Source organism: Nocardia kruczakiae NBRC 101016, assembly GCF_001612965.1.
Classification (GTDB): domain Bacteria; phylum Actinomycetota; class Actinomycetes; order Mycobacteriales; family Mycobacteriaceae; genus Nocardia; species Nocardia kruczakiae.
This window is the reverse complement of record NZ_BDBL01000027.1, coordinates 1-18,762: the sequence shown is the minus strand read 5'-3', so window position 1 is coordinate 18,762 and position 18,762 is coordinate 1. Positions and strand designations below refer to the sequence as shown.

The window sequence follows — 18,762 nt, the reverse complement described above, 5'->3', positions numbered from 1 at the left end:
ACGGGGTATGTTCCAGCCATGCACACCGTCGCCGTTCTCGCCCTGGACGGAGTGGTCTCGTTCGACCTCGCCGCCCCGATCGAGGCCTTCAGCCGGACGCGGCTGCCCGACGGCCGCCCCGGCTATCACGTCCGGGTCTGCGCCGAACAATCGGAGGTCGACTCCGGAGCATTCCTCCTGCGCGCGCCCTGGGGACTGGCCGGACTCGCGGACGCCGACACCATCATGGTGCCCGGGACCGCCGACCCGACCGCGCCGATTTCACCGGCCGTCCGCGATGCGCTGTGCACCGCCGCCGCGAACGGAACACGCATCGCCTCCATCTGCACGGGCACGTTTCCGCTGGCCGCCACCGGACTGCTCGACGGCCTGCGCGCCACCACACACTGGATCGCCGCCGCCGAGCTGGCTGCCGCGTATCCGGCCGTCGACGTCGACCCGGATGTGCTCTATGTCGACAACGGCCAGATCCTCACCTCGGCCGGTGCCGCCGCGGCGCTGGACCTGTGCCTGCACATGATCCGCCGCGACTACGGTTCCGCGGTGGCCGCCGACACCGCCCGGCTCTCGGTGATGCCGCTGGAACGCGAAGGCGGACAAGCACAATTCATCGTCCACGGCTTCGCGCCCACGCCCCGTGGCTCCGATCTCGAGCCGCTGCTGAACTGGCTGGAAACCAACCTCGCGGCCGACCTGTCCCTCGACGAGATCGCCGCCCGCGCCGGCGTCAGTACCCGCACCCTCATCCGCCGCTTCCGCGAGCACACCGGCACCACGCCGCTGCAGTGGCTGCATCGCGCCCGCATCCGCCGCGCCCAGCATCTGCTGGAATCCACCGCGCATTCCGTCGAACGCATCGGCGCCCAGGTCGGCTTCGGCTCGCCCACCACCTTCCGCGAGCGCTTCAAACGCACCACCGGCGTCAGCCCGCACAGCTATCGCCGCAATTTCAGCTGATCTTCAGTTCACGGTCGCCGCCTCGGCAACTCATCGCCGACGCACAGCCGGCACCCAGCCTCGGTGCGCATGCTGGCCTTTCAGAGATCGCCGATACGCGTCGGCGCAGCACCGAACGAGCAGGTGACCGATATGGGAACGTCACATCCGAACCGCCGCCTGGGCCGGACCGCGGCGGGGATACTCGTGGCCGTCGGCGCCGTCGGCACCACGACGGCGGCGGTCGTCGCGTACGCCGACAACCAGCCCGCCGCGACGACCGGCACCATCACCGACAACAGCGGCAGCAACAACACCGGCAACACCGATCAGTCGTCCGGCACCTCGGGCAGCGTGCCCCAGCTGAGCCCCGGCCAGGGCACCGCACACGCACGCTCGAGCGGCTCGTGACCTCGGCACCCGCGGCGGAGACCGCCGCAGCCGAATGGGAGCTGTGGAGCACCACCGCGCGCATCGTCGTCACCGACCCGGCCGCGCTGGCCGACGCGCGCCGCCTCGTCGACGCCCACCTGGATCGAGTCGACCACGCCTGCAACCGGTTTCGCGCCGATTCCGAGATCAGCGCGCTGACACCCGGCCGTCCGGTCACGGTCAGCGCGTTGTTCGACGAATATCTCGACGCGGCCCTGACCGTCGCCCGCGACACCGACGGCGACGTCGATCCCACGATCGGCGCCGACCTCGAAAACCTCGGCTACGACCGCGATTTCACGCAGATCACCACCGGACCGGCGGTCGTCGCGCTGCGCGTCACCCCGCGCCCCGACTGGTCGCAGGTGATCCGGTCCCCGCGCGCGGTGACGCTGCCCGCCGGTATGCGACTCGACTTCGGCGCGACGGCAAAGGCCCTGGCCGCCGACCGGTGTGCGCGCACGGTCGCCGATGAACTCGGCTGCGGTGTACTGGTGAGCCTCGGCGGCGACATCGCCACCGCCGGACCCGCACCCGGCGGGCACTGGCAGGTCCTCGTCCAGGACGGCGCGACCCAGCCCGCCACCCTCGTCCGGTTGCCCGCGGGCGCGGCGATCGCCACCTCGAGTACGGTGCGGCGCCGCTGGATTCGCGGGGGACGCCCGCTGCACCACATTCTCGACCCCCGCACCGGATGCGCCGCGGAGCCGGTCTGGCGCACGGTGTCGGTGGCCGCCGAATCCTGCCTCGCGGCCAATGCCGCCGCCACCGCCGCCGTGGTGCGCGGCCGGGCGGCACTGCCGTGGCTGCGGTCCGCCGGGCTCCCGGCCCGGCTCGTCGATCGGGACGGGCGGGTGCTCACACTCGGCAGCTGGCCCGACCAGCCGGAAGGAATTCGATGATGAGCAGTTCCGCGTTCGACCAGGCACTGTGGGCGTTCGGCCGGGGCAGCGGCATCACGGCACTGATCCTGCTGACCGTCGCGGCCGTCGCCGGAATCGCCGCCCGCTCCGGGCGGGCCGTCCTGCTCCCCCGCGCGGGGCTGGCCGAATTCCACCGCGGCGCGGCACTGGCGGCGACGGCGTTCGTCGTCCTGCATGTGCTGACCCTGCTCTTCGATCCGTACGCCCAATTGCGGCTGCTGACTGTCGTGGTGCCGTTCACCGGCGGCTATCGGCCGCTGTGGGTGGGTTTCGGCACCCTGGCCGTCGACCTGCTGGCGGTGGTCGTGATCACCGCCCTGCTGCGACATCGCCTGGGCCCCCGCCTCTTTCGCGTGGTGCACTGGTCGGTCTACGCCCTGTGGCCGGTGGCTCTGATCCACACGCTCGGGTCGGGAAGTGACGTCGACCGGGTCTGGATGCTCACCCTCATCGGCGCGTGCATCGTCGCCGTCGCCACCGCCGGCGTCTGGCGGTTCAGCCGCGGTTTCACCGAATTCAGCACAGTTCCCGAGAGGAGCCGGCAATGACGACACTGACCGGAAACCCCACGACTCCATCCGCCCCGACGGACTCCGACCGGCTGCTGGCGGCCACCGGACCCGAACTCTCCGCACACGTGGCGCGATACGGCCCCGCGCGCGCCGTCGGACGCGAGTTCATCGACGTGGTGTCGGCCGCGGGTCTCACCGGTCGCGGAGGCGCGGGTTTCCCGGTGGCGCGCAAGCTCGCCGCCGTGGCCGACGGACGGCGCGCGATCGTGGTCGCCAACGGCGCCGAGGGCGAACCCGACAGCGACAAGGATGCCGTATTACTCTGGCGCGCACCGCATCTCGTACTCGACGGCCTGTCCGTGGCAGCCGCCGCCGTGGGGGCGGGGCGTTGCCATCTGTACGCCCCGCAACGGCTGCTCGACCCGATTCGGCACGCCCTCGCCGAGCGGCAGTCCACGGGCTACGACGCGCGGCGAGTGGATCTCACGCCCTCCGCCGACACCTTCCTGGCCGGGGAGAAGAGCGCGGTCCTCGAGCGACTGGCCGGTCGCGCGCCGATCCCGCGGGACAAGCCGGTCAGCACCTCCCGCTCCGGGCTGAACGGCCGCCCGGCACTGGTGCAGAACGTGGAGACCCTCGCACATCTGGCGCTGCTGGCCCGATTCGGGCCGTCCTGGTTCCGCGCCGCCGGAACCCGCGACGAACCCGGCACCATGCTGGTCACCCTGTCCGGAACCGACGTCGCCGGTGTCGTCGAGATACCACTCGGCACCGGCCTGACCGAGGTGATCCAACGGTTCGGACGCACCGATCCGGCCGAGGTCCAAGCGGTTCTCGTCGGCGGATACCACGGCGCCTGGCTGCCCGGGACAGCCCTTCCCGGCGCGGCGTTGTCCCGGAAAACATTGCGCCACTGGCACGCGACGCCCGGCGCCGGCGTCATACGCGTACTCCGCCACGACGAGTGCGGGCTGCGGGTCACCGCCGACATCACCGCCTACCTCGCCGCCCAGAGCGCCGGACAATGCGGTCCGTGCCGCAACGGCCTACCGCGGCTGGCACGCACCCTCGACGACCTGGCGGCGGGCGGGCCCACGCGGGCGCAGGACATCGCCCGCATCGCCGATCTGGTCGACGGCCGCGGCGCCTGCCACCACCCCGACGGGACCGCGCGGCTGGCGCGTTCCGCCCTGGCCGTCTTCGCCGGGGACATCGACCACCACCGGCACGGTTGCTGCCGTGCCCGTTCCCAGGAAGCCGCCCGGTGACCGCATCCGACCGCCCCGCCTGGCGCCTGCACATCGACTGGACCCGCTGCGACGGCCGTGGCCTGTGCAGCGAACTGCTCCCCCATGCCATCGCCCGCGACGACTGGGGCTTCCCGCTCACCCGCGACCACCGGGACCCGGTCCTCGACAGCGATGCGGCCCCCGCCGCCCGGGATGCGGTGAGCCTGTGCCCGCGCCTGGCGCTGTCGCTGCGGCGGATCCGATGACAGGGGGTTGAAGGCGCCCATCCCGGGTAAGGGCTCCGGTATGGAGCTACTGGTGATCGTCGGCTTGATCGTCCTGGTCGCCGCGGTACTGCTGTACCGCACGATCCACAACCACCGGTCGGGCCGGACGGAGCCGCCGGACAAAGAGGGCAACCTGCGGTGACGAGGCGGAAACACGCGCAACGACAGGAGGCTGGTCCGGTGACATCTCTGTGGCTCGATCGAGCACCCGTCTCGGTCCCGGTGACCCCGGAACCGGGCGGGGAGTACGACTGCGTCGTCGTCGGCGCCGGGCTCACCGGCCTGGTGACCGCCCTTCTCTTCGCCCGCGCCGGGCGCACGGTCGCGGTGCTCGAGGCCCGCACGATCGGCGCGGTCACGACCGGCAACACCACCGGCAAGCTCAGCTTGCTGCAGGGCACGCACCTCTCGGCGATCACCGCGAAGCATTCGGCGAGCACGGTGCGCAAATACGTCGACGCGAACCTGGAGGGCCAGCAATGGCTGCTGCGGTTCTGCGCCGAGAACGACATCGCCACCCAGCACGCGGACGCGATCACCTACGCCGGCACCGAGGACGGAACCGACTTGGTGCGCAAGGAATTTCGCGCCTGTGAGCAGGCCGGGCTCGACGTCGCGTGGTCCGAGGAGACCGCGCTGCCGTTCCACACCTACGGCGCCGTGCGCCTGGCCGAGCAGGCGCAGTTCGACCCGATGGACGTCCTCGAGGGGCTGACGCTGCAGGCCTGCCGCCACGGCGCCACGATCTTCGAACACACCCGCGTCCGCGCCGTCCACGGCGATACCGTGTCGACCGACCGCGGCGATATCCGCGCGAAGACCGTGGTGTTGGCCACCGGCACACCGATTCTCGATCGCGGCGGATACTTCGCGCGGCTCGAGCCCCACCGCTCCTACGCGGCCGCGTTCCGGGTGCCCGGCGAATTCCCGCACGACATGTACCTGTCCGCCGACCAGCCCACGCGGTCACTGCGGTACGCCCCGCACGGCGGCGAGGATCTGCTGCTCGTCGGTGGCAGCGGGCATGTGGTGGGCCGTACCCGATCGGCGATGGCCCACGTCGCCGACATGTACAACTGGACGCGCACGCACTTCCCCGATGCCGAACTGACCCACCGCTGGTCGGCCCAGGACTATTCGGCCATCGACCAACTGCCCTACGCCGGGCCGCTGCTTCCGGGCAGCGATCACATCCTCGTCGCGACCGGTTACGCGAAATGGGGAATGACCAACGCGGTGGCGGCGGGTCTCGCGCTGGCCGGCACCGCGCTCGGCGGCCATCAGCCGTGGGCGCAGGCATATCGCACCTGGCGCGGCAGTGAGGTGACCGGGCTGGCGAAGGCCGCGTCGCTGAATATCCAAGTCGCGCGGCATCTGACGACCGGCTGGCTGAGCGCGGCATTCGGCGGCGGTGGCACCCCCGCCGAGGGCGAGGGCCGGGTGGAACGTCGCGGCATCCGCCCCGTCGGGGTCTGCACAGTCGACGGCACCACCTCGGCCGTGTCGCCGGTCTGCCCACACCTGTACGGCATTCTGAACTGGAACGACGCCGAGCGTTCGTGGGATTGCCCGCTGCACGGCTCGCGCTTCACCCACGACGGAAAACTGTTGGAGGGACCGGCTACTCGCGATCTGGACCAGTTGTAACCGGCCGGTGACAGCAGCGGTCGCCGACGCCCGCTAAGGCGTCACGATCGCGAAGTCGGGGTCGGGCGCGTCGAGGTAGCCGACCAGTTCGATCAACTTCGACACATCGCCGTCGACGGTGACCGCGCCGTCGGCGACCAACTGCTGCATATCCTTCGCGCCGAGCAGCGCGGCGTGCAGATCGGCGTCGGACAGGGTGAACGTGACGTCCGGAGCGGGCATATCGGCGCTCACGTCGTAGTGGACGAGAACGCCGTGGCGAAGCTGGGTGCGATGCACGACATCCAGGTCGGAGATCGTCCAGTCGATGGTGATGTCGGCCGACCAGGCCTTGGGACCGTCGATCCGCAGCGCGATGGCGTCGAAGAGCTGTTCCACCGTGAGCGCGGCGGCGATATCGGGTGCGTCCGTGGCGGTCGGAGTGCCGACCGATCCGTTGCGCAATTCGTAGGCGCCCATCAGGAAGAAGTTGCGCCAGGTGCCGTTCTCCGAACCGTAGCCGAGTTGTTCGAAGGTGTCGGCCTGCAGTGCCCGCGCCTCGCGATTGCCGGGGTCGGCGAATATCACGTAATTGAGAACCTGTGCAACCCAACGGAAATCGCCGGCGGCGAACGAGTCGCGCGCCTTCTGCAGCACCTGCTCGGCGCCGCCCATGAACTCGACGTGCCGCTTCGCCGATTCGGTGGGCGGATGCTCCCACAGGGTGGCCGGGTTCCCCTCGAACCAGCCCATGTAGCGCTGATAGATCGCCTTCACATTGTGGCTGACCGATCCGTAATAGCCGTGCGTGTGCCAGGCCGCGGCGAGAGCGGGTGGCAGTTCGATGCTTTCGGCGATTTCGATGCCGACGGCGCCCTTGTTCAGCGCGCGCAAGGTCTGGTCGTGCAAGTAGCCGTACAGATCGCGTTGCAGCGCAAGGAATTCCGTGAGCTCATCGGTTCCCCACGTCGGCCAGTGATGCGAGGCGAACAGCACATCCGCCTGTGCGGCATAACGATTGATCGATTCGGTGAGATATTTCGACCACACATGCGGGTCGCGCACCAGGGCGCCGCGCAATGTGAGCAGATTGTGCAAGGTGTGCGTCGCGTTCTCCGCCATACACAGTGCGCGCCGGTCGGGAAAATAGAAATTCATCTCCGACGGCGCCTCGGTGCCCGGAGTCAGCTGGAATTCGATGCGCACACCGTCGACGATCTCCGTCTGGCCGGTGTGGGTGATGTCGGTCGTGGGTGTGATCAGGGTCGGGGTTCCGGTCGAGGTCGTCGGCCCCAATCCGGCACCGACCGCGCCCTTCGGCCCCCGCCCCAGGGCGGCGCCGTACATGTAGGCGGCGCGGCGGGCCATGGCGGTGCCGGCGTAGACGTTCTCCTCGACGGCATGTTCGACGAATCCCGCGGGCGCGAGAATCGGGCAGCGGCCCGCCGCGACATCCTCCGGCGTGGTCACGCCTTTGACTCCACCGAAATGATCGATATGCGAATGCGAATAGATCACCCCGGTCACCGGCCGGTCACCGCGATGCGTGCGATACAGCGCGAGACCCGCGGCGGCGGTTTCCCGGGAGATCAGCGGATCGATCACGATCACGCCGGTATCGCCCTCGACCACGGTCATATTCGACAGATCGAGCCCGCGAATCTGATAGATCCCCTCGGTCACCTCGAACAAGCCTTGGATGGCACACAGTTTCGACTGTCGCCACAGGCTGGGATGCACAGTGGGCGGGCATTCCGCGTCGAGGAAGGCGTAACCGTCGCTGTCCCACACCACATCGCCGGCCGCATTCTCGACCACGCCGGGTTCCAGCGCCGCGATGAATCCGCGCCGCGCATCCGCGAAATCCTGATCGTCCCCGAAGGGCAGGGCTCGGGTCGCCTCCTCGTTCTGTGTCCGCACACTCCCGGAAACGTCGCCCTGGCCGGTCATAGCACGCACCCCAATCTGCACGAAGGCTGGTTGTGTCGACTCACCCGCGACACTTCCAGCGCTGTCGGGAAGCCACCTCACCCGAGACGGGTGAAGGTCACCTGCTACGGGTGAAGCCCGCACGGCCCGCACCCGAGATCATCGGCTCGACGGCTGCCACCGCAGGGAAGGACCACGGGTCGTGCACCAGTTGCTTCCGGCCACCCAGCGGCGCTCGCTGGACGAGCTCACCGACCGCCTCGATCTGTCGGTCGGCGACGCGCCCGCCAAGCGTTCCGCGTTCTGGACGATGCTCGTATTGTCCGCCGTCATCGCCATATCCGGGGTTGTCGGTGACTCCACGGCAACCGTCATCGGCGCGATGATCGTGGCGCCGCTGTCCGTGCCGATCCTCGGCATCGGGTTCGGCATCGTGACCGGTCGCGCGAAACTCATCGCCCACAGTGCCGTGCTGGTCGTCGCCGGGGTGGTTGCGGTCGTATTGCTCGGCTATCTGTTCGCCCAGCTGTTACCCAATCCGATCAACGTTCTGTCGAATTCGCAGGTGCAGGGGCGGACCTCACCGAAACTGATGGACTTGACGGCGGCGTTGGCCACCGGCTTGGTCGCTGCCGTCGCCGTCACCCGCCGCGATGTCGGCGATGTGCTGCCGGGCGTGGCCATCGCGATCTCGCTGGTCCCCCCGCTCGGCGTCGTCGGCGTCTGTTTGGGTTCGGGCGCACCGTCATTGGCGCTGGGGGCGTTCGTGTTGTTCGCCTCGAATGTGCTGGCGATGATCATCACCACGACCGTCGTGCTGATCATCGCCGGTTACGGACGCGAGGAAGCAACCACCGCACGGCGCGGCCGGGCCTACCTCGCACTCGCCGTGGCGCTCGTCGTGGTCGCGGTCCCCATGACGGTGAATTCGCTGTCGACACTGTGGGCCGGGCAGATCGCCGATGCGGCGCGCACCTGGCTGCGCGAGACACCGGGCGCCGAAATCACCGACGTCACAGTGCACAGCGAGACCGCGACGGTATCGGTGCTGGGGCCTCAGCAACTCCCCCCGCTCGCCGACCTACAGCGGGCGGTCGACGATCTGGTCCCGTGGGATCCGGCCGTCGTCGTCGTGCACACCGTCGGCAATCGTGTCACCAACGAGTAACAGGAGGACGATATGGATCGGGCCGCTAAACCTTCCCTGCTGTCCCGCATCTCGCCGCGGCAGTGGGTGGCGATCGTGCTGGCGGTTCTGGCCGTCATCTTCGTCGCGCAGAATCATCATCGCGTCGACATCAACATCCTCACCGTGACCATCCGGTCGCCGCTGTGGCTGATACTGCTGATCATGTTCGTCGTCGGCTGGATCGTGGGCCTGTTCACCCGGCGCGCCCGGCGCTGACCGCCGGGGACCGGTCACAGTCCGCCGATTCCCTTTCCCAGGACGACGGCGCCCATCACCAGCAGCACGATCGCCATCACGACGTGGTTGTTCGCCTGTAACCACCGCCGGGCGCGGTCGAGCGGTCCCCGCAGCCGTTCGGCGGCCACCAGATATCCGATCACCACCACCAGCACACTGGCGGCCGCGATCACCGTGAACACCAGCACGGCGATCACCTGCGAGCCGCCGCCGATCCCACTCGTTCCGATGGCCACCCCGGCTGAGACGCAGAGCAGCAGATTCTTCGGATTCACCGCCGAGAGCAGCGCGCCCAGGCCAACCGCACCCACCGCGCTCAACGTGTCGATCGCGCGCATCCACCCGGGTACGCCGGTGTCGGAGCGCGACCGCCACTGCATCGCGGCCAATCCCAGCAGCACGACGCCCAGCACGATCTTGATCCACGCGGTCACCGTCGACGAATGCTCGTCCTGCGAATCCGACAACGTTCCGGACAGCACCACGAAAATCGTTGTGACGACGACGATTCCGAGCACCCAGCCGATGGCGAAGCCGGTTCCGGCGCGGGCGGCGTTCGCCGAGAGGATGATCAGGATGGCAGCCACGATCGGTATCGGTGAGATCGCGACGCCGACCGCCAGGGGCAGCAGATCACCGAGGACAGCACCCATGTCCGCGTCACATCTGCGGGCGCCAGGTGGCGCCGGCGCCGATCGAGGTCCCCGCGGCGAAACCCTGCCGCACGGGGTGGCTGTGGACCGGCGCGCGGTACTGCGACGAGGTTGTCATCTCCGACTCCTTCCGAGCAGGGGTGCGGTGACGACTGTGCCGCAGGTGAGCCCCGCCCACCTCACCCGAATCGGATGACGTGACGGCGGGATGCCGGTATCAGTGCCCGGTGGCGACGGCGCCGCCGCCGTTGTGCTTGTCCCGTCCGGCGAGATGGTCGATACCGAGTTTCTCGGCGAACAGATGGCGTTGCACGATCCAGCCCGCCGCCGAGAGCGCGATCCAGGCCAGCGCCGAGAAGATCTGCTGCCACGTGGAATCCGGCGCCCGCAGGAACGACAGGTGATCGTTCATCCGACCGATGCCGCTCAGCATCATGCTCGCACCGCCGATCGAGGTCAGCCACAGCAGTGCGCGGGCCCGGAAGCGGTCGGCGAGGAACCCGCCGGCTACGGCGACCGCCAGGATCACGATCATGCTGAGCGCCCAGTTCTTGTCTCCTGGTTGCAGCACCGCCGCCAATTTGGCGCCGACCATGGCGCCGGTCAACCCGCCGATGACAAAGGCCGCGAAACGGAAGATCAGCGATGTCACCACCCACGAGGCGAGCGCGCCGATCGCGCCGAACAGCAGCAGCCACAGGAACGACGGGGTGAACAGATCCGCGATCATCCAGCCGAGGCCGAAGCCGATCGCGAGGATCCCCAGGTGAACCGACCTGATTCCGTAGAAGCACAGCAGAGCTCCCACGAGCGCAACCACGATGCCGTTCATCCCGACCCCTTCCGACCGTGAACCGCATGTGCGACGGTGCCGCGGTTTCACAGTAACCGCCCAGTTACCGTCAGGACGGGGAATGCGCGAGGCCATTGCGGCGACCGCGGGCCGGCCGCCGGTGCTGTGCGGTTACAGCAGGCGCTCCCGGCCGTAGGTCGCGAATTCGGCCTCCCATGCCTTCTTGTCCGCCGCCGTCATGGGTTCGTATTCGGGTTTGCCGCGTCCGATCCAGCGATAGACGGCCTCGTCGGTGCGCCACGCCTGCTCCTGGAGTTGGCGTTTGAGCACCTTGTTGGAGCCGGTGACCGGCAGATTCGCCGACACCCGAAGCAGTCGCGGCGTCCCCTTGGTCCCGAGATCCCTTTGTGCGGTGAGGAATTCGGCGAATTCGCGCACATCGAACGACTCCGGGTCGGCGACCTCCACCGCGGCCATCACCTGGTCACCGGATCGCGGGTCGGGGACGCCGAACGCGGCCGCGGCGATGACCGCGGGGTGGCGGCGCAGAACCTGTTCGATCATCAGGGCGGAGGTGTTCTCCCCGTCGACGCGAATCCAATCTCCCTTGCGGCCCGCGAAATACAGGAAACCCTCGGTATCGATGTAGCCGAGGTCTCCGGTCCAGTACCAGCCGTTGCGAATGCGTTCGGCATCGGCGGCGTCGTTCTTGTAATAGCCCTCGAAGGCCAGCGCGCCGGCCTTGTCGATCATCTCGCCGATCGCGTCGTCGGGATTGCGGACCCGGCCGAATTCGTCGAGTTCGGCACGCACACATTCGCGCAGCGTATCCGGATTCACCACCGCGACACCGGCGTGGGCGGGACGGCCGAGGGCCGCGGGCGGGGCATTCGGATCCAGCGCCGCCAGGGTCGCGCCCTCGCTGGAACCGTAGCCCTCGAACAATTCGGCGCCGAAGCGGCGCCGGAATTCGGCCTGATCGGCCACCGAGGCCTCGGTGCCGAAACCGCGCACCAGGGCGTTGTCACCGTCGCCCGGTGTTTCGGGGGTGGCGAGCAGATATCCCAGCGCCTTGCCGACATAGGTGAAGAAGGTCGCACCGAAATAGCGGATGTCCGGAAGGAATTGGGAGGCAGAGAATTTCGGTGTCAGGCACACCGTCGCGCCGACCGTCAGCGCCGGCGCCCACAACGCCATGATGGCATTGCCGTGGAACAGCGGCATACAGCAATAGTCGACATCGTCGCGCACATGACCGTATTTGTCCCGCGCCGCGTACGCGATCATCGCAAGGCGGCGCTGACTGCATTTCACCGCTTTCGAGGTTCCGGTGGTGCCGGAGGTGAACAGCAACAGCATCAGCGCGTCCGGGCCGCCGCCCGCGGCCGCCGGTTCGACTCGATGGGAATCGACGAGCGCGGCGTAACCGGGGTCGTCGACCAGCAGATACCGGTCCTCGGGAAGGTCGAGATCCAGGTCGCGCAGGCGCGCCATCCCGGCCGCGTCGGTGACGATCAGCTGGCAGTCGACATACCGGATGTCCGCCGCCAGCTGAGCGTCGCCGCGAGTGGGGTTCAGGCCGGCGACCGTGGCCCCCGCCAAGGCCGCCGCCCCCAGCCAGAAGACGAAGTCGGGAACATTGTCCAGCAGGATCCCGATATGGAAGGGCCCGTCACGACGCAGCGAGTGCGCCAGATCCGCACGGGCGGCCGATTCCCGGACCACCGCGTCCCAGGTCCAATCCCGATCACGGGTGCGCAGTCCGAGCCGCTCGTCACCGAGCCGGTCGAGCAGCAGGGTCGCGACATTCGCCCGGCGCACATCCGCGGCCGCAGGGGTTAGTTCGGTCATTTCGGTATCGCCTTCCATCAGCCGAGTCTGGCCGTTCTCACGCCTTCGAGTGCACGAGTTCGACGTATTCGCCGGGCAATTCGTCGAACCTCAGTTTGCGGATCTCCACCGGTCCGGAGTGATAGGAGTCCTCACCGGCGATCCGGCCCTCCGCGTCGACGGGTGATCGTCGACGACCAATCGGTCGAGGGCGTATTCGAGGATATTGCTGCGGCTCGCGACGAAATCCGAATCCGGGCAGCTCGCCGAGCAGGGCCAGGGACCCGAGGCGCTCGTAGGCGACGACCCGGCGCCCGTGCCAGGTCGAGGAGGCGAAACGCAACGCCCGCAGCGCCTGCTCCCACGACGTGGCGGCGGCGTACGCCGGCAGCCGCTCCCCCATCCCCACCCACGGCCCGCCCGCGCCCCGGCGCGATTCCGGAAATTCCTGCACCACAGCGGAATTCAGCACGTCCGACAGCTCCCGGCAGGTTCCCCGGTCCTGGATCAGCACCGCGGTGGCCCCGCCGAGCCGCGTACCGCCACCACCCGCAGACAGTGCCGCAGCCGGTCCACCAGGACGGCATCGAGTGCGTGCGCGGCGCCGGTCCGCTCCGGCGAGATATCCGCTCAGAATGGCAAGAGTGTGACCACTCTCCGGACGATTCGGCCGAATACTCCCGCTGGGTGGGCGGTCAGGCGATGGCGCCGTTGGCGAAGAGCACCTGTCCGTTGATCCAGCGGCCCGGACCGGCCAGGAAGGCGACCGCTTCGGCGATGTCGTCGGGTGTGCCGAGCCGTTCCAGCGGGGACTGCGCGGCGAGTCGGTCGACGGCCTCCTGATCCTTGCCGTCGAGGAACAGGGGCGTGGCCGTGGGGCCGGGGGCGACCGCGTTCACGGTGATGTCGCGCCCCCGCAGCTCGCGGGCCAGGATCAGAGTCATCGCCTCGACCGCACCTTTGCTCGCCGCGTAGGCGGCGTATCCAGGAGGCGCCAGGCGGGTCACGGAGGTGGAGAACGTGATGACGGCGCCGCCCGAACGCACCCGCCGCGCGGCTTGCTGCGCGACGACGAAGGTGCCGCGAATGTTGGTGCGGTGCATGCGATCCAACGCCTCGAGATCGAAGTCGGCGATCGGCCCCAGCGTCATGATCCCGGCCGTGTTGACGACGACATCGATCCCACCGAAGCCGGCCTCCACCGCGTCGAACGCAGCGGCCATCGCGTGTTCGTCGGCCACATCGCCGCCCACCGCCAGGGCTCGGCCGCCGCGCCCTTCGAGTTCGGCCACGAGTTCGTCGGCCGCGGTCTTGTTTCCGGCGTAGTGGACGCCGACGGCCATTCCCTCGGCCGCGAGACGCCGGGCGACGGCGCGACCGATGCCGCCCGAGGCTCCCGTCACCAGTGCGACGCGCGTGTGTTCAGCCATGATGCCTCCCTCGGATTTATGAACTACTAGTCCATATAATCAGATTGTGAACGCTGCGTCCATATGTCACGCTGGAGAAGTTCGAAAACGGAGGTCGAGAATGCCCGAACAGGACGAGGCGGGACGGAAGCGACGAGGCCGGGGCCGCCGTCCGGCCGCCGAAGTGCGCGCCGAAGCGCTCGACGCCGCCGGCACGCTGCTCCTCGAGTCGGGGATGGGCGCGTTCACCATCGAGGCGGTCGCGGAGAAGGCCGGTGTCAGCAAGACGACGCTGTACAAGTGGTGGCCGTCGAAGGGCGCGCTCGCGCTCGACGGATACTTCCATGCCGTCGAATCCGCGCTCACCTTTCCGGACACCGGCGATATCGAGGCCGACCTGACCGCCCAGCTCCGCTCGTTCGTCCACGTCCTCACCCACACGCGCGCCGGGCGAGTGATCGCCGAACTCGTCGGCCAGGCCCAGACCGATCCGGAACTGTCCGCCGCCCTGCTCGAACGCTATTCGGGACCGCGCCGCCGGCTGGCCGTGGAGGCCATGCGCCGCGCACAGCAGCGGGGCCAACTGCGTGCCGACATCGATCCGGAGATCGTCGTGGATCAACTGTGGGGCGCCTGCTACCACCGCCTGCTGCTGCCGAACCTGCCCCTCGGCGAGCACTTCGCCACCAGCCTGGTCACCAACGTTCTGTACGGCACGGCCGCACCGTCGGACGGCCGAAAACCCGCCCGAGAGGACTGAATACACTCACCACATCCGCGAGCCGATCGATCGATGGGAGTGCCGTGCCGTTTCCCCCGCCCGAGCCGTGCGCGCACCGGATCCGGACAACGGCCGGACGGCCTTGCCTCCCGGCGTCGTGGCTGCGGGATACGCCGCCGACGAACGAGGCCGCGCGGCGGGCGATCACCGGATCCGGGCTGCGGGGGTCGGGAGCGTGAAGGCGGCGTGGGGGCGGATCGCGCTCGAATCATTTGCGGTGGTCGCGACCCTGGTAGGCGCCGCCGGTGTGGCACTGCACTTCAATCGAACCGAGTCCCGGTGGCTGATTCTGGCCGCGTCGGGTGCGCCGTATCTGATGTGTGCCGCGCTGCTCGGGGTGGCGTTGTTCGCCGCCGCGAAGCGGTGGGCCGGGGTCGCGGTGGCCATTGCCGTTGTGGGCGTGGCGATCTGGACGCAGGCTCCACTGTATGTCGGCCGCTCCCCCGGCGATCACGGCACGCCGCTGACGGTGATGCAGGCCAATCTGCTCTTCGACGGCGCCGATCCGCAGGCGCTGATCGAGCAGGTCCGCGAACGCAAGGTCGGCATCCTGACCGTCGAGGAACTGACTCCGGCCGCGGTGCACGCCCTCGAGGACGTCGGCCTGGACCGGTTGCTGCCGCATCGATATCTGTCGCCCGGGCGGACCGCCACCGGGACCGGGATCTGGAGCGCCTATCCCCTCTCGGACACTGTCGAATACGACGGATTCGTCCTGAACCAGCTCTCCGCGACCGCCACCGTCCCGGAGGTCGGGCCGGTCGGCGTCTATGCCTTCCATCCGGTGCCCCCGATCTCCGGAACACATCTGTGGGCCGACGAATTGTCCCGGCTACGAACCATTCTCGACCGCTCGCCCGCGGATCGGCCGGTGATCGTCGGCGGCGATTTCAACGCGACCTTCGACCATGCCCAATTCCGGGCGATGCTCTCGGACCGGTTCCACGACGCCGCCGAGCAGGAGGGCGCCGGCCACCTCGTCACCTACCCCACCGATAAACGCTGGCCACCGCTGGTCGGCATCGACCACATCCTGGTCGCCGACGGCCACGCGGACACCGTCGACACGATCCGCCTGCCCGGCGCCGATCACAAGGCGCTGATCGCGCACCTGCGCCTCACCCACTCGCGATAGCGCCCGAGTAGCCCGGCTCGATTGTCGGTACCCGCCGCTATCGTCGGCCCATGCACCCCGCCACCGCGGTCGTCGCGGACATCGTCGCAGCGATCACCCCGCTGGATACCCTGGAGCAGAAGCACATCCGGCAGACATTGTCGTGGCTCGCCGGCACCGACGACATCTTCCGGCGAGAACCCCCGGCCACACCGCCACAACACCTGGTGTCGTATGTGGTGGTCGTCGATCCGGATGCCCGCGCGGTACTGCTCGGCGCCCACCGCAAGTCCGGACTACACCTACCCATGGGCGGTCACGTGGATCCGGGGGAAGACCCTCTGCACACCGCCCGACGAGAGGCCGCCGAAGAACTCGGAACGGACGCCGATTTCACCGTCGTCGGCGAACGCCCCCTGTTCCTCACCAGCACCCGAACCGTCGGCACTCACCCCCACCGCGACGTCTCCCTCTGGTACGTGATTCGCGGCCACCGCGACCACCCCTTCACCCTCGACCCACGAGAATTCGCCGGCGGCCGATGGTGGGAGATCGATCGCGCCACCATCCCCGAATCCGACCCGCACATAAGCCGATTCCTCACCAAACTGCGCACCGCGCTGTCCGGGTAGCGCCGCCGCGACACCGGCTCGGCGTCGGCCCGGTCTGCGGCCGGATGCCAATTCAGCCCAGATGAGGCTCGGTGCGTTGCTCCACGTCGCGGCGTCAGTTCTCTTCGATTGCGGTCTACATCCTTTCGGGCGCAGCGATTCCCAGTAGTCCGAGCCCGTGCGACAGGGTGGCCGCCGTGAGTCGACACAACGCCAGGCGATTACCCCGCAGAGGTTCGGCCGCACTCAGGACCGGGCAGTTGTCGTAAAAGGTGGTGAAGTCGCGCGCCAGCTCGTAGAGGTAGCCACACAATCGGTGTGGTTCGAGTGTTTCGGCGACCTCACGAACGGTCGAGCTATAGGCATCGAGTTCCAAAGCGAGTGCACGTTCGGCCGGTTCCAGCACCACATCGACATCGACGATCGGTGTGGACTCGCCCGCCTTGCGCAGGATCGAACGAATCCGCGTGTGCGCGTATTGCAGATACACGGACGTGTTTCCGTTGAATGCGATCATGCGGTCGAGGTCGAAGGTGTAGTCCTTGACCCGCGAAGTCGACAGATCGGCATACTTGACCGCACCGATCCCGGCCTGTTCGGCGATCTTGTCCAGCTCTGCCGGGGCCAGGTCGGGGTCTTTGTCAGCGACAACTTCACGGGCCTTCGTGAAAGCGTCGTCGAGCAGGTCCATCAATCGCACGGTTCCACCGGCGCGGGTCTTGAACGGCCTGCCGTCGGGACCGAGGACCGTGCCATAGGCGATGTGTTCCGCGTCGACCTTCTCGGTGAGCCAGCCTGCGCGCCTCGCGGTTTCGAAGATCAGTTGGAAGTGCAGGGCTTGGCGGGAGTCGGTCACATACAGCAGCCGTTGCGCCCCCAACTCGCTGATCCGGTAGCGGATCGTAGCGAGATCGGTTGTGTCGTAACCGTATCCACCGTCCCTTTTTCGCACCATCAATGGCACCGGCCGGCCGTCGGGACCGTTCACTTCCTCGGAGAAAACGACCAGCGCGCCATCACTCTCGACCGCGATCCCCTTGCCGACCAGCTCGTCGACGGTGTCCACCAGCATCGAGTTGTAGAACGATTCCCCCACCGAATCCTCGGCAGTCAGCAACACCCCGAGCCGACGGTAAATATCGGCGAAGGCTTGTTCCGACTCCGAGACGATCTCGCGCCACCGAGCCAGCGTCGCCGGATCACCGGCCTGCAATGCCACCACCCGCGCCCGCGACCTGTCCGCGAACGCCGAGTCGGCATCGAACTCCTTACGCGCCGCCTTGTACAACGCGTCCAACGCGGACACCGACGAACCGTCCCGCTCAGCGAGATCTTCACGGCGCCAGCGCGCATCCGGGTGCTCGTCCAGGTATTGGATCAGCATCCCGAACTGAGTTCCCCAGTCCCCCAAGTGATTCTGACGAACCACCTCCGCCCCCAGGAACTCCAGCAGGCGGGCCAAGCTGTCGCCGATGATCGTCGTCCGCAGATGCCCTACGTGCATCTCCTTGGCGATGTTGGGCGCCGAGTAGTCGACGACCGTCCGGCATCCGCCCTCCGACGCAGCGACTCCGAGGCGGTCATCGGCCAGTCGTGCCGCGACCTGCTGCCACACCGCCCTATCGGAAACCCCGATATTCAGAAAACCAGGGCCGGACAGCTCCACCGAAACGACCGGCGCTCCAACCGATTCCAGGTTCTCGGCGAATTCAGTCGCCAGTTCGACCGGCTTGACCTTCAACCGTTTGGCCAGAGAAAGAGCAACGTTGGATTGGAAATCGGCGTGTGCGGATCGTCGGACTACCGGGTCTGCGCCTGCCGCAGCGGGTCGGACCACGCTGACCGTACGAGACACGGCATCAGCGACAAGGTCGATCAACGGCAGAACCCCGGTTTGGGCCACGGGAAGAATCCTCCTGAATAGTCGGGATGAGCCAGTATCCCAGGCCGGCAAGGAGCATGCCTGTTGGCATCTCAGCTATCTTGCGGTCGATCCGTCGGTTTGCGGATGTGTGTGCCGTCGATGTCCCTGACGAATCCTTCGGCCATGAGTTCGCCCATCCCCCGTGCAAGTGTCGACCGCAGGTGCGCTCCATCGTCGTACCTGAGGAAGTTCTTACCAGCCGCGCTCGCACAACAGACAACGGCACGGCTGATGTCAGCCAGACCGAAGGTCGCACGGTGACGAATGTAGCCGCGCCCCGGTTGGGTGTCGGCCCAGTCTGCGGCCGGACGCCAATTCAGCCCAGATATGGCTGGGTGCGTTGCTCT

The 18,762-nt window shown here is 68.2% G+C and carries 19 protein-coding genes and 1 pseudogene; 13 read left to right on the top strand and 7 right to left on the bottom strand.

Features of this window, described 5'->3' with window-relative positions:
- Positions 1 to 18 precede the first annotated feature (18 nt).
- The 8 genes from NK1_RS19745 to NK1_RS19715 all read left to right on the top strand — a co-directional run bounded on the left by NK1_RS19745 (position 19) and on the right by NK1_RS19715 (position 5,966).
- Positions 19 to 957 carry a GlxA family transcriptional regulator gene (locus NK1_RS19745; RefSeq protein WP_063010650.1) on the top strand — a complete coding sequence of 313 codons (939 nt, stop codon included), beginning with the start codon at positions 19 to 21 and terminating at the stop codon, positions 955 to 957.
- Between the two features lie 132 nt (positions 958 to 1,089).
- The gene (locus NK1_RS19740; RefSeq protein ID WP_157104355.1) at positions 1,090 to 1,347 is read left to right on the top strand and encodes a hypothetical protein; all 258 of its coding nucleotides are present in this window, start codon (positions 1,090 to 1,092) and stop codon (positions 1,345 to 1,347) included.
- Positions 1,344 to 2,270 (top strand): FAD:protein FMN transferase, encoded by a 927-nt coding sequence (locus NK1_RS19735; protein WP_063010646.1) that lies wholly within the window; start codon positions 1,344 to 1,346, stop codon positions 2,268 to 2,270. Before NK1_RS19740 ends, NK1_RS19735 begins: the two co-directional genes overlap by 4 nt.
- The gene (locus NK1_RS19730; protein ID WP_063010644.1) at positions 2,267 to 2,839 is read left to right on the top strand and encodes a ferric reductase-like transmembrane domain-containing protein; all 573 of its coding nucleotides are present in this window, start codon (positions 2,267 to 2,269) and stop codon (positions 2,837 to 2,839) included. Before NK1_RS19735 ends, NK1_RS19730 begins: the two co-directional genes overlap by 4 nt.
- Entirely contained in the window at positions 2,836 to 4,071 is a 1,236-nt protein-coding gene (locus tag NK1_RS19725) for an NADH-ubiquinone oxidoreductase-F iron-sulfur binding region domain-containing protein (protein WP_063906055.1), read from the top strand. The genes NK1_RS19730 and NK1_RS19725 overlap by 4 nt, the downstream gene beginning before the upstream one ends.
- Positions 4,068 to 4,298, top strand: coding sequence for a ferredoxin (locus NK1_RS19720; RefSeq protein ID WP_063010641.1), 231 nt, complete (start codon positions 4,068 to 4,070; stop codon positions 4,296 to 4,298). Before NK1_RS19725 ends, NK1_RS19720 begins: the two co-directional genes overlap by 4 nt.
- A 7-nt stretch (positions 4,299 to 4,305) precedes the next feature.
- Positions 4,306 to 4,461, top strand: coding sequence for a hypothetical protein (locus tag NK1_RS34625; protein ID WP_157104354.1), 156 nt, complete (start codon positions 4,306 to 4,308; stop codon positions 4,459 to 4,461).
- 38 nt (positions 4,462 to 4,499) lie between these two features.
- Entirely contained in the window at positions 4,500 to 5,966 is a 1,467-nt protein-coding gene (locus NK1_RS19715; RefSeq protein WP_063010640.1) for an FAD-dependent oxidoreductase, read from the top strand.
- A 33-nt stretch (positions 5,967 to 5,999) separates the two neighbouring features.
- On the opposite strand, the gene NK1_RS19710 is transcribed toward NK1_RS19715, so the two are convergent.
- Complete coding sequence (locus tag NK1_RS19710) at positions 6,000 to 7,895, bottom strand: alkyl/aryl-sulfatase (RefSeq protein WP_084461237.1); 1,896 nt, start codon at positions 7,893 to 7,895, stop codon at positions 6,000 to 6,002.
- A gap of 181 nt (positions 7,896 to 8,076) precedes the next feature.
- Here NK1_RS19710 and NK1_RS19705 point away from each other — a divergent pair, with 181 nt between their 5' ends.
- On the top strand, positions 8,077 to 9,042 hold the full coding sequence (locus tag NK1_RS19705) for a DUF389 domain-containing protein (RefSeq protein ID WP_063010638.1): 966 nt from the start codon (positions 8,077 to 8,079) through the stop codon (positions 9,040 to 9,042).
- A gap of 12 nt (positions 9,043 to 9,054) precedes the next feature.
- A complete protein-coding gene (locus NK1_RS19700) occupies positions 9,055 to 9,279 on the top strand; it encodes a LapA family protein (protein ID WP_063010636.1) in 225 nt (74 codons plus the stop codon).
- Positions 9,280 to 9,293: 14 nt separating this feature from the next.
- Here NK1_RS19700 and NK1_RS19695 read toward each other — a convergent pair whose 3' ends face one another.
- The 5 genes and pseudogenes from NK1_RS19695 to NK1_RS19675 form a co-directional block, all read right to left on the bottom strand.
- The gene (locus tag NK1_RS19695) at positions 9,294 to 9,953 is read right to left on the bottom strand and encodes a GAP family protein (protein WP_063010634.1); all 660 of its coding nucleotides are present in this window, start codon (positions 9,951 to 9,953) and stop codon (positions 9,294 to 9,296) included.
- Positions 9,954 to 10,170: 217 nt separating this feature from the next.
- Positions 10,171 to 10,785, bottom strand: coding sequence for a hypothetical protein (locus NK1_RS19690; RefSeq protein ID WP_063010632.1), 615 nt, complete (start codon positions 10,783 to 10,785; stop codon positions 10,171 to 10,173).
- A 132-nt stretch (positions 10,786 to 10,917) separates the two neighbouring features.
- Positions 10,918 to 12,597: a steroid-22-oyl-CoA synthetase gene (casI, locus tag NK1_RS19685; RefSeq protein ID WP_245660681.1), complete on the bottom strand. Its 1,680-nt coding sequence runs from the start codon at positions 12,595 to 12,597 to the stop codon at positions 10,918 to 10,920.
- A gap of 37 nt (positions 12,598 to 12,634) precedes the next feature.
- A pseudogene (locus tag NK1_RS35805) lies at positions 12,635 to 12,760 on the bottom strand (nuclear transport factor 2 family protein); the annotation flags it as partial.
- Positions 12,761 to 13,271: 511 nt separating this feature from the next.
- Positions 13,272 to 14,006 carry an SDR family oxidoreductase gene (locus NK1_RS19675; protein ID WP_063010626.1) on the bottom strand — a complete coding sequence of 245 codons (735 nt, stop codon included), beginning with the start codon at positions 14,004 to 14,006 and terminating at the stop codon, positions 13,272 to 13,274.
- A gap of 163 nt (positions 14,007 to 14,169) precedes the next feature.
- Between NK1_RS19675 and NK1_RS19670 the strand changes: the two genes are divergently transcribed.
- The 3 genes from NK1_RS19670 to NK1_RS19660 all read left to right on the top strand — a co-directional run bounded on the left by NK1_RS19670 (position 14,170) and on the right by NK1_RS19660 (position 16,512).
- On the top strand, positions 14,170 to 14,745 hold the full coding sequence (locus tag NK1_RS19670; protein ID WP_245660693.1) for a TetR/AcrR family transcriptional regulator: 576 nt from the start codon (positions 14,170 to 14,172) through the stop codon (positions 14,743 to 14,745).
- 118 nt (positions 14,746 to 14,863) lie between these two features.
- A complete protein-coding gene (locus NK1_RS19665; RefSeq protein WP_245660679.1) occupies positions 14,864 to 15,901 on the top strand; it encodes an endonuclease/exonuclease/phosphatase family protein in 1,038 nt (345 codons plus the stop codon).
- Between the two features lie 50 nt (positions 15,902 to 15,951).
- A complete protein-coding gene (locus tag NK1_RS19660; RefSeq protein ID WP_063010622.1) occupies positions 15,952 to 16,512 on the top strand; it encodes an NUDIX hydrolase in 561 nt (186 codons plus the stop codon).
- Between the two features lie 115 nt (positions 16,513 to 16,627).
- Here NK1_RS19660 and argS read toward each other — a convergent pair whose 3' ends face one another.
- A complete protein-coding gene (gene argS, locus NK1_RS19655; protein WP_084461235.1) occupies positions 16,628 to 18,394 on the bottom strand; it encodes an arginine--tRNA ligase in 1,767 nt (588 codons plus the stop codon).
- Between the last annotated feature and the right edge of the window lie 368 nt (positions 18,395 to 18,762).

What these genes read in the sequence shown, in the direction of transcription:
- NK1_RS19745 (WP_063010650.1), top strand. Translation starts at nt 19, where the DNA reads ATGCACACCGTCGCCGTTCTCGCCCTGGACGGAGTGGTCTCGTTCGAC.
- NK1_RS19690 (WP_063010632.1), bottom strand. Translation starts at nt 10,785, where the DNA reads ATGAACGGCATCGTGGTTGCGCTCGTGGGAGCTCTGCTGTGCTTCTAC.
- NK1_RS19725 (WP_063906055.1), top strand. Translation starts at nt 2,836, where the DNA reads ATGACGACACTGACCGGAAACCCCACGACTCCATCCGCCCCGACGGAC.
- NK1_RS19675 (WP_063010626.1), bottom strand. Translation starts at nt 14,006, where the DNA reads ATGGCTGAACACACGCGCGTCGCACTGGTGACGGGAGCCTCGGGCGGC.
- NK1_RS19695 (WP_063010634.1), bottom strand. Translation starts at nt 9,953, where the DNA reads ATGGGTGCTGTCCTCGGTGATCTGCTGCCCCTGGCGGTCGGCGTCGCG.
- NK1_RS19730 (WP_063010644.1), top strand. Translation starts at nt 2,267, where the DNA reads ATGATGAGCAGTTCCGCGTTCGACCAGGCACTGTGGGCGTTCGGCCGG.
- NK1_RS19660 (WP_063010622.1), top strand. Translation starts at nt 15,952, where the DNA reads ATGCACCCCGCCACCGCGGTCGTCGCGGACATCGTCGCAGCGATCACC.
- NK1_RS19710 (WP_084461237.1), bottom strand. Translation starts at nt 7,895, where the DNA reads ATGACCGGCCAGGGCGACGTTTCCGGGAGTGTGCGGACACAGAACGAG.
- NK1_RS19740 (WP_157104355.1), top strand. Translation starts at nt 1,090, where the DNA reads ATGGGAACGTCACATCCGAACCGCCGCCTGGGCCGGACCGCGGCGGGG.
- NK1_RS19700 (WP_063010636.1), top strand. Translation starts at nt 9,055, where the DNA reads ATGGATCGGGCCGCTAAACCTTCCCTGCTGTCCCGCATCTCGCCGCGG.
- casI (WP_245660681.1), bottom strand. Translation starts at nt 12,597, where the DNA reads ATGACCGAACTAACCCCTGCGGCCGCGGATGTGCGCCGGGCGAATGTC.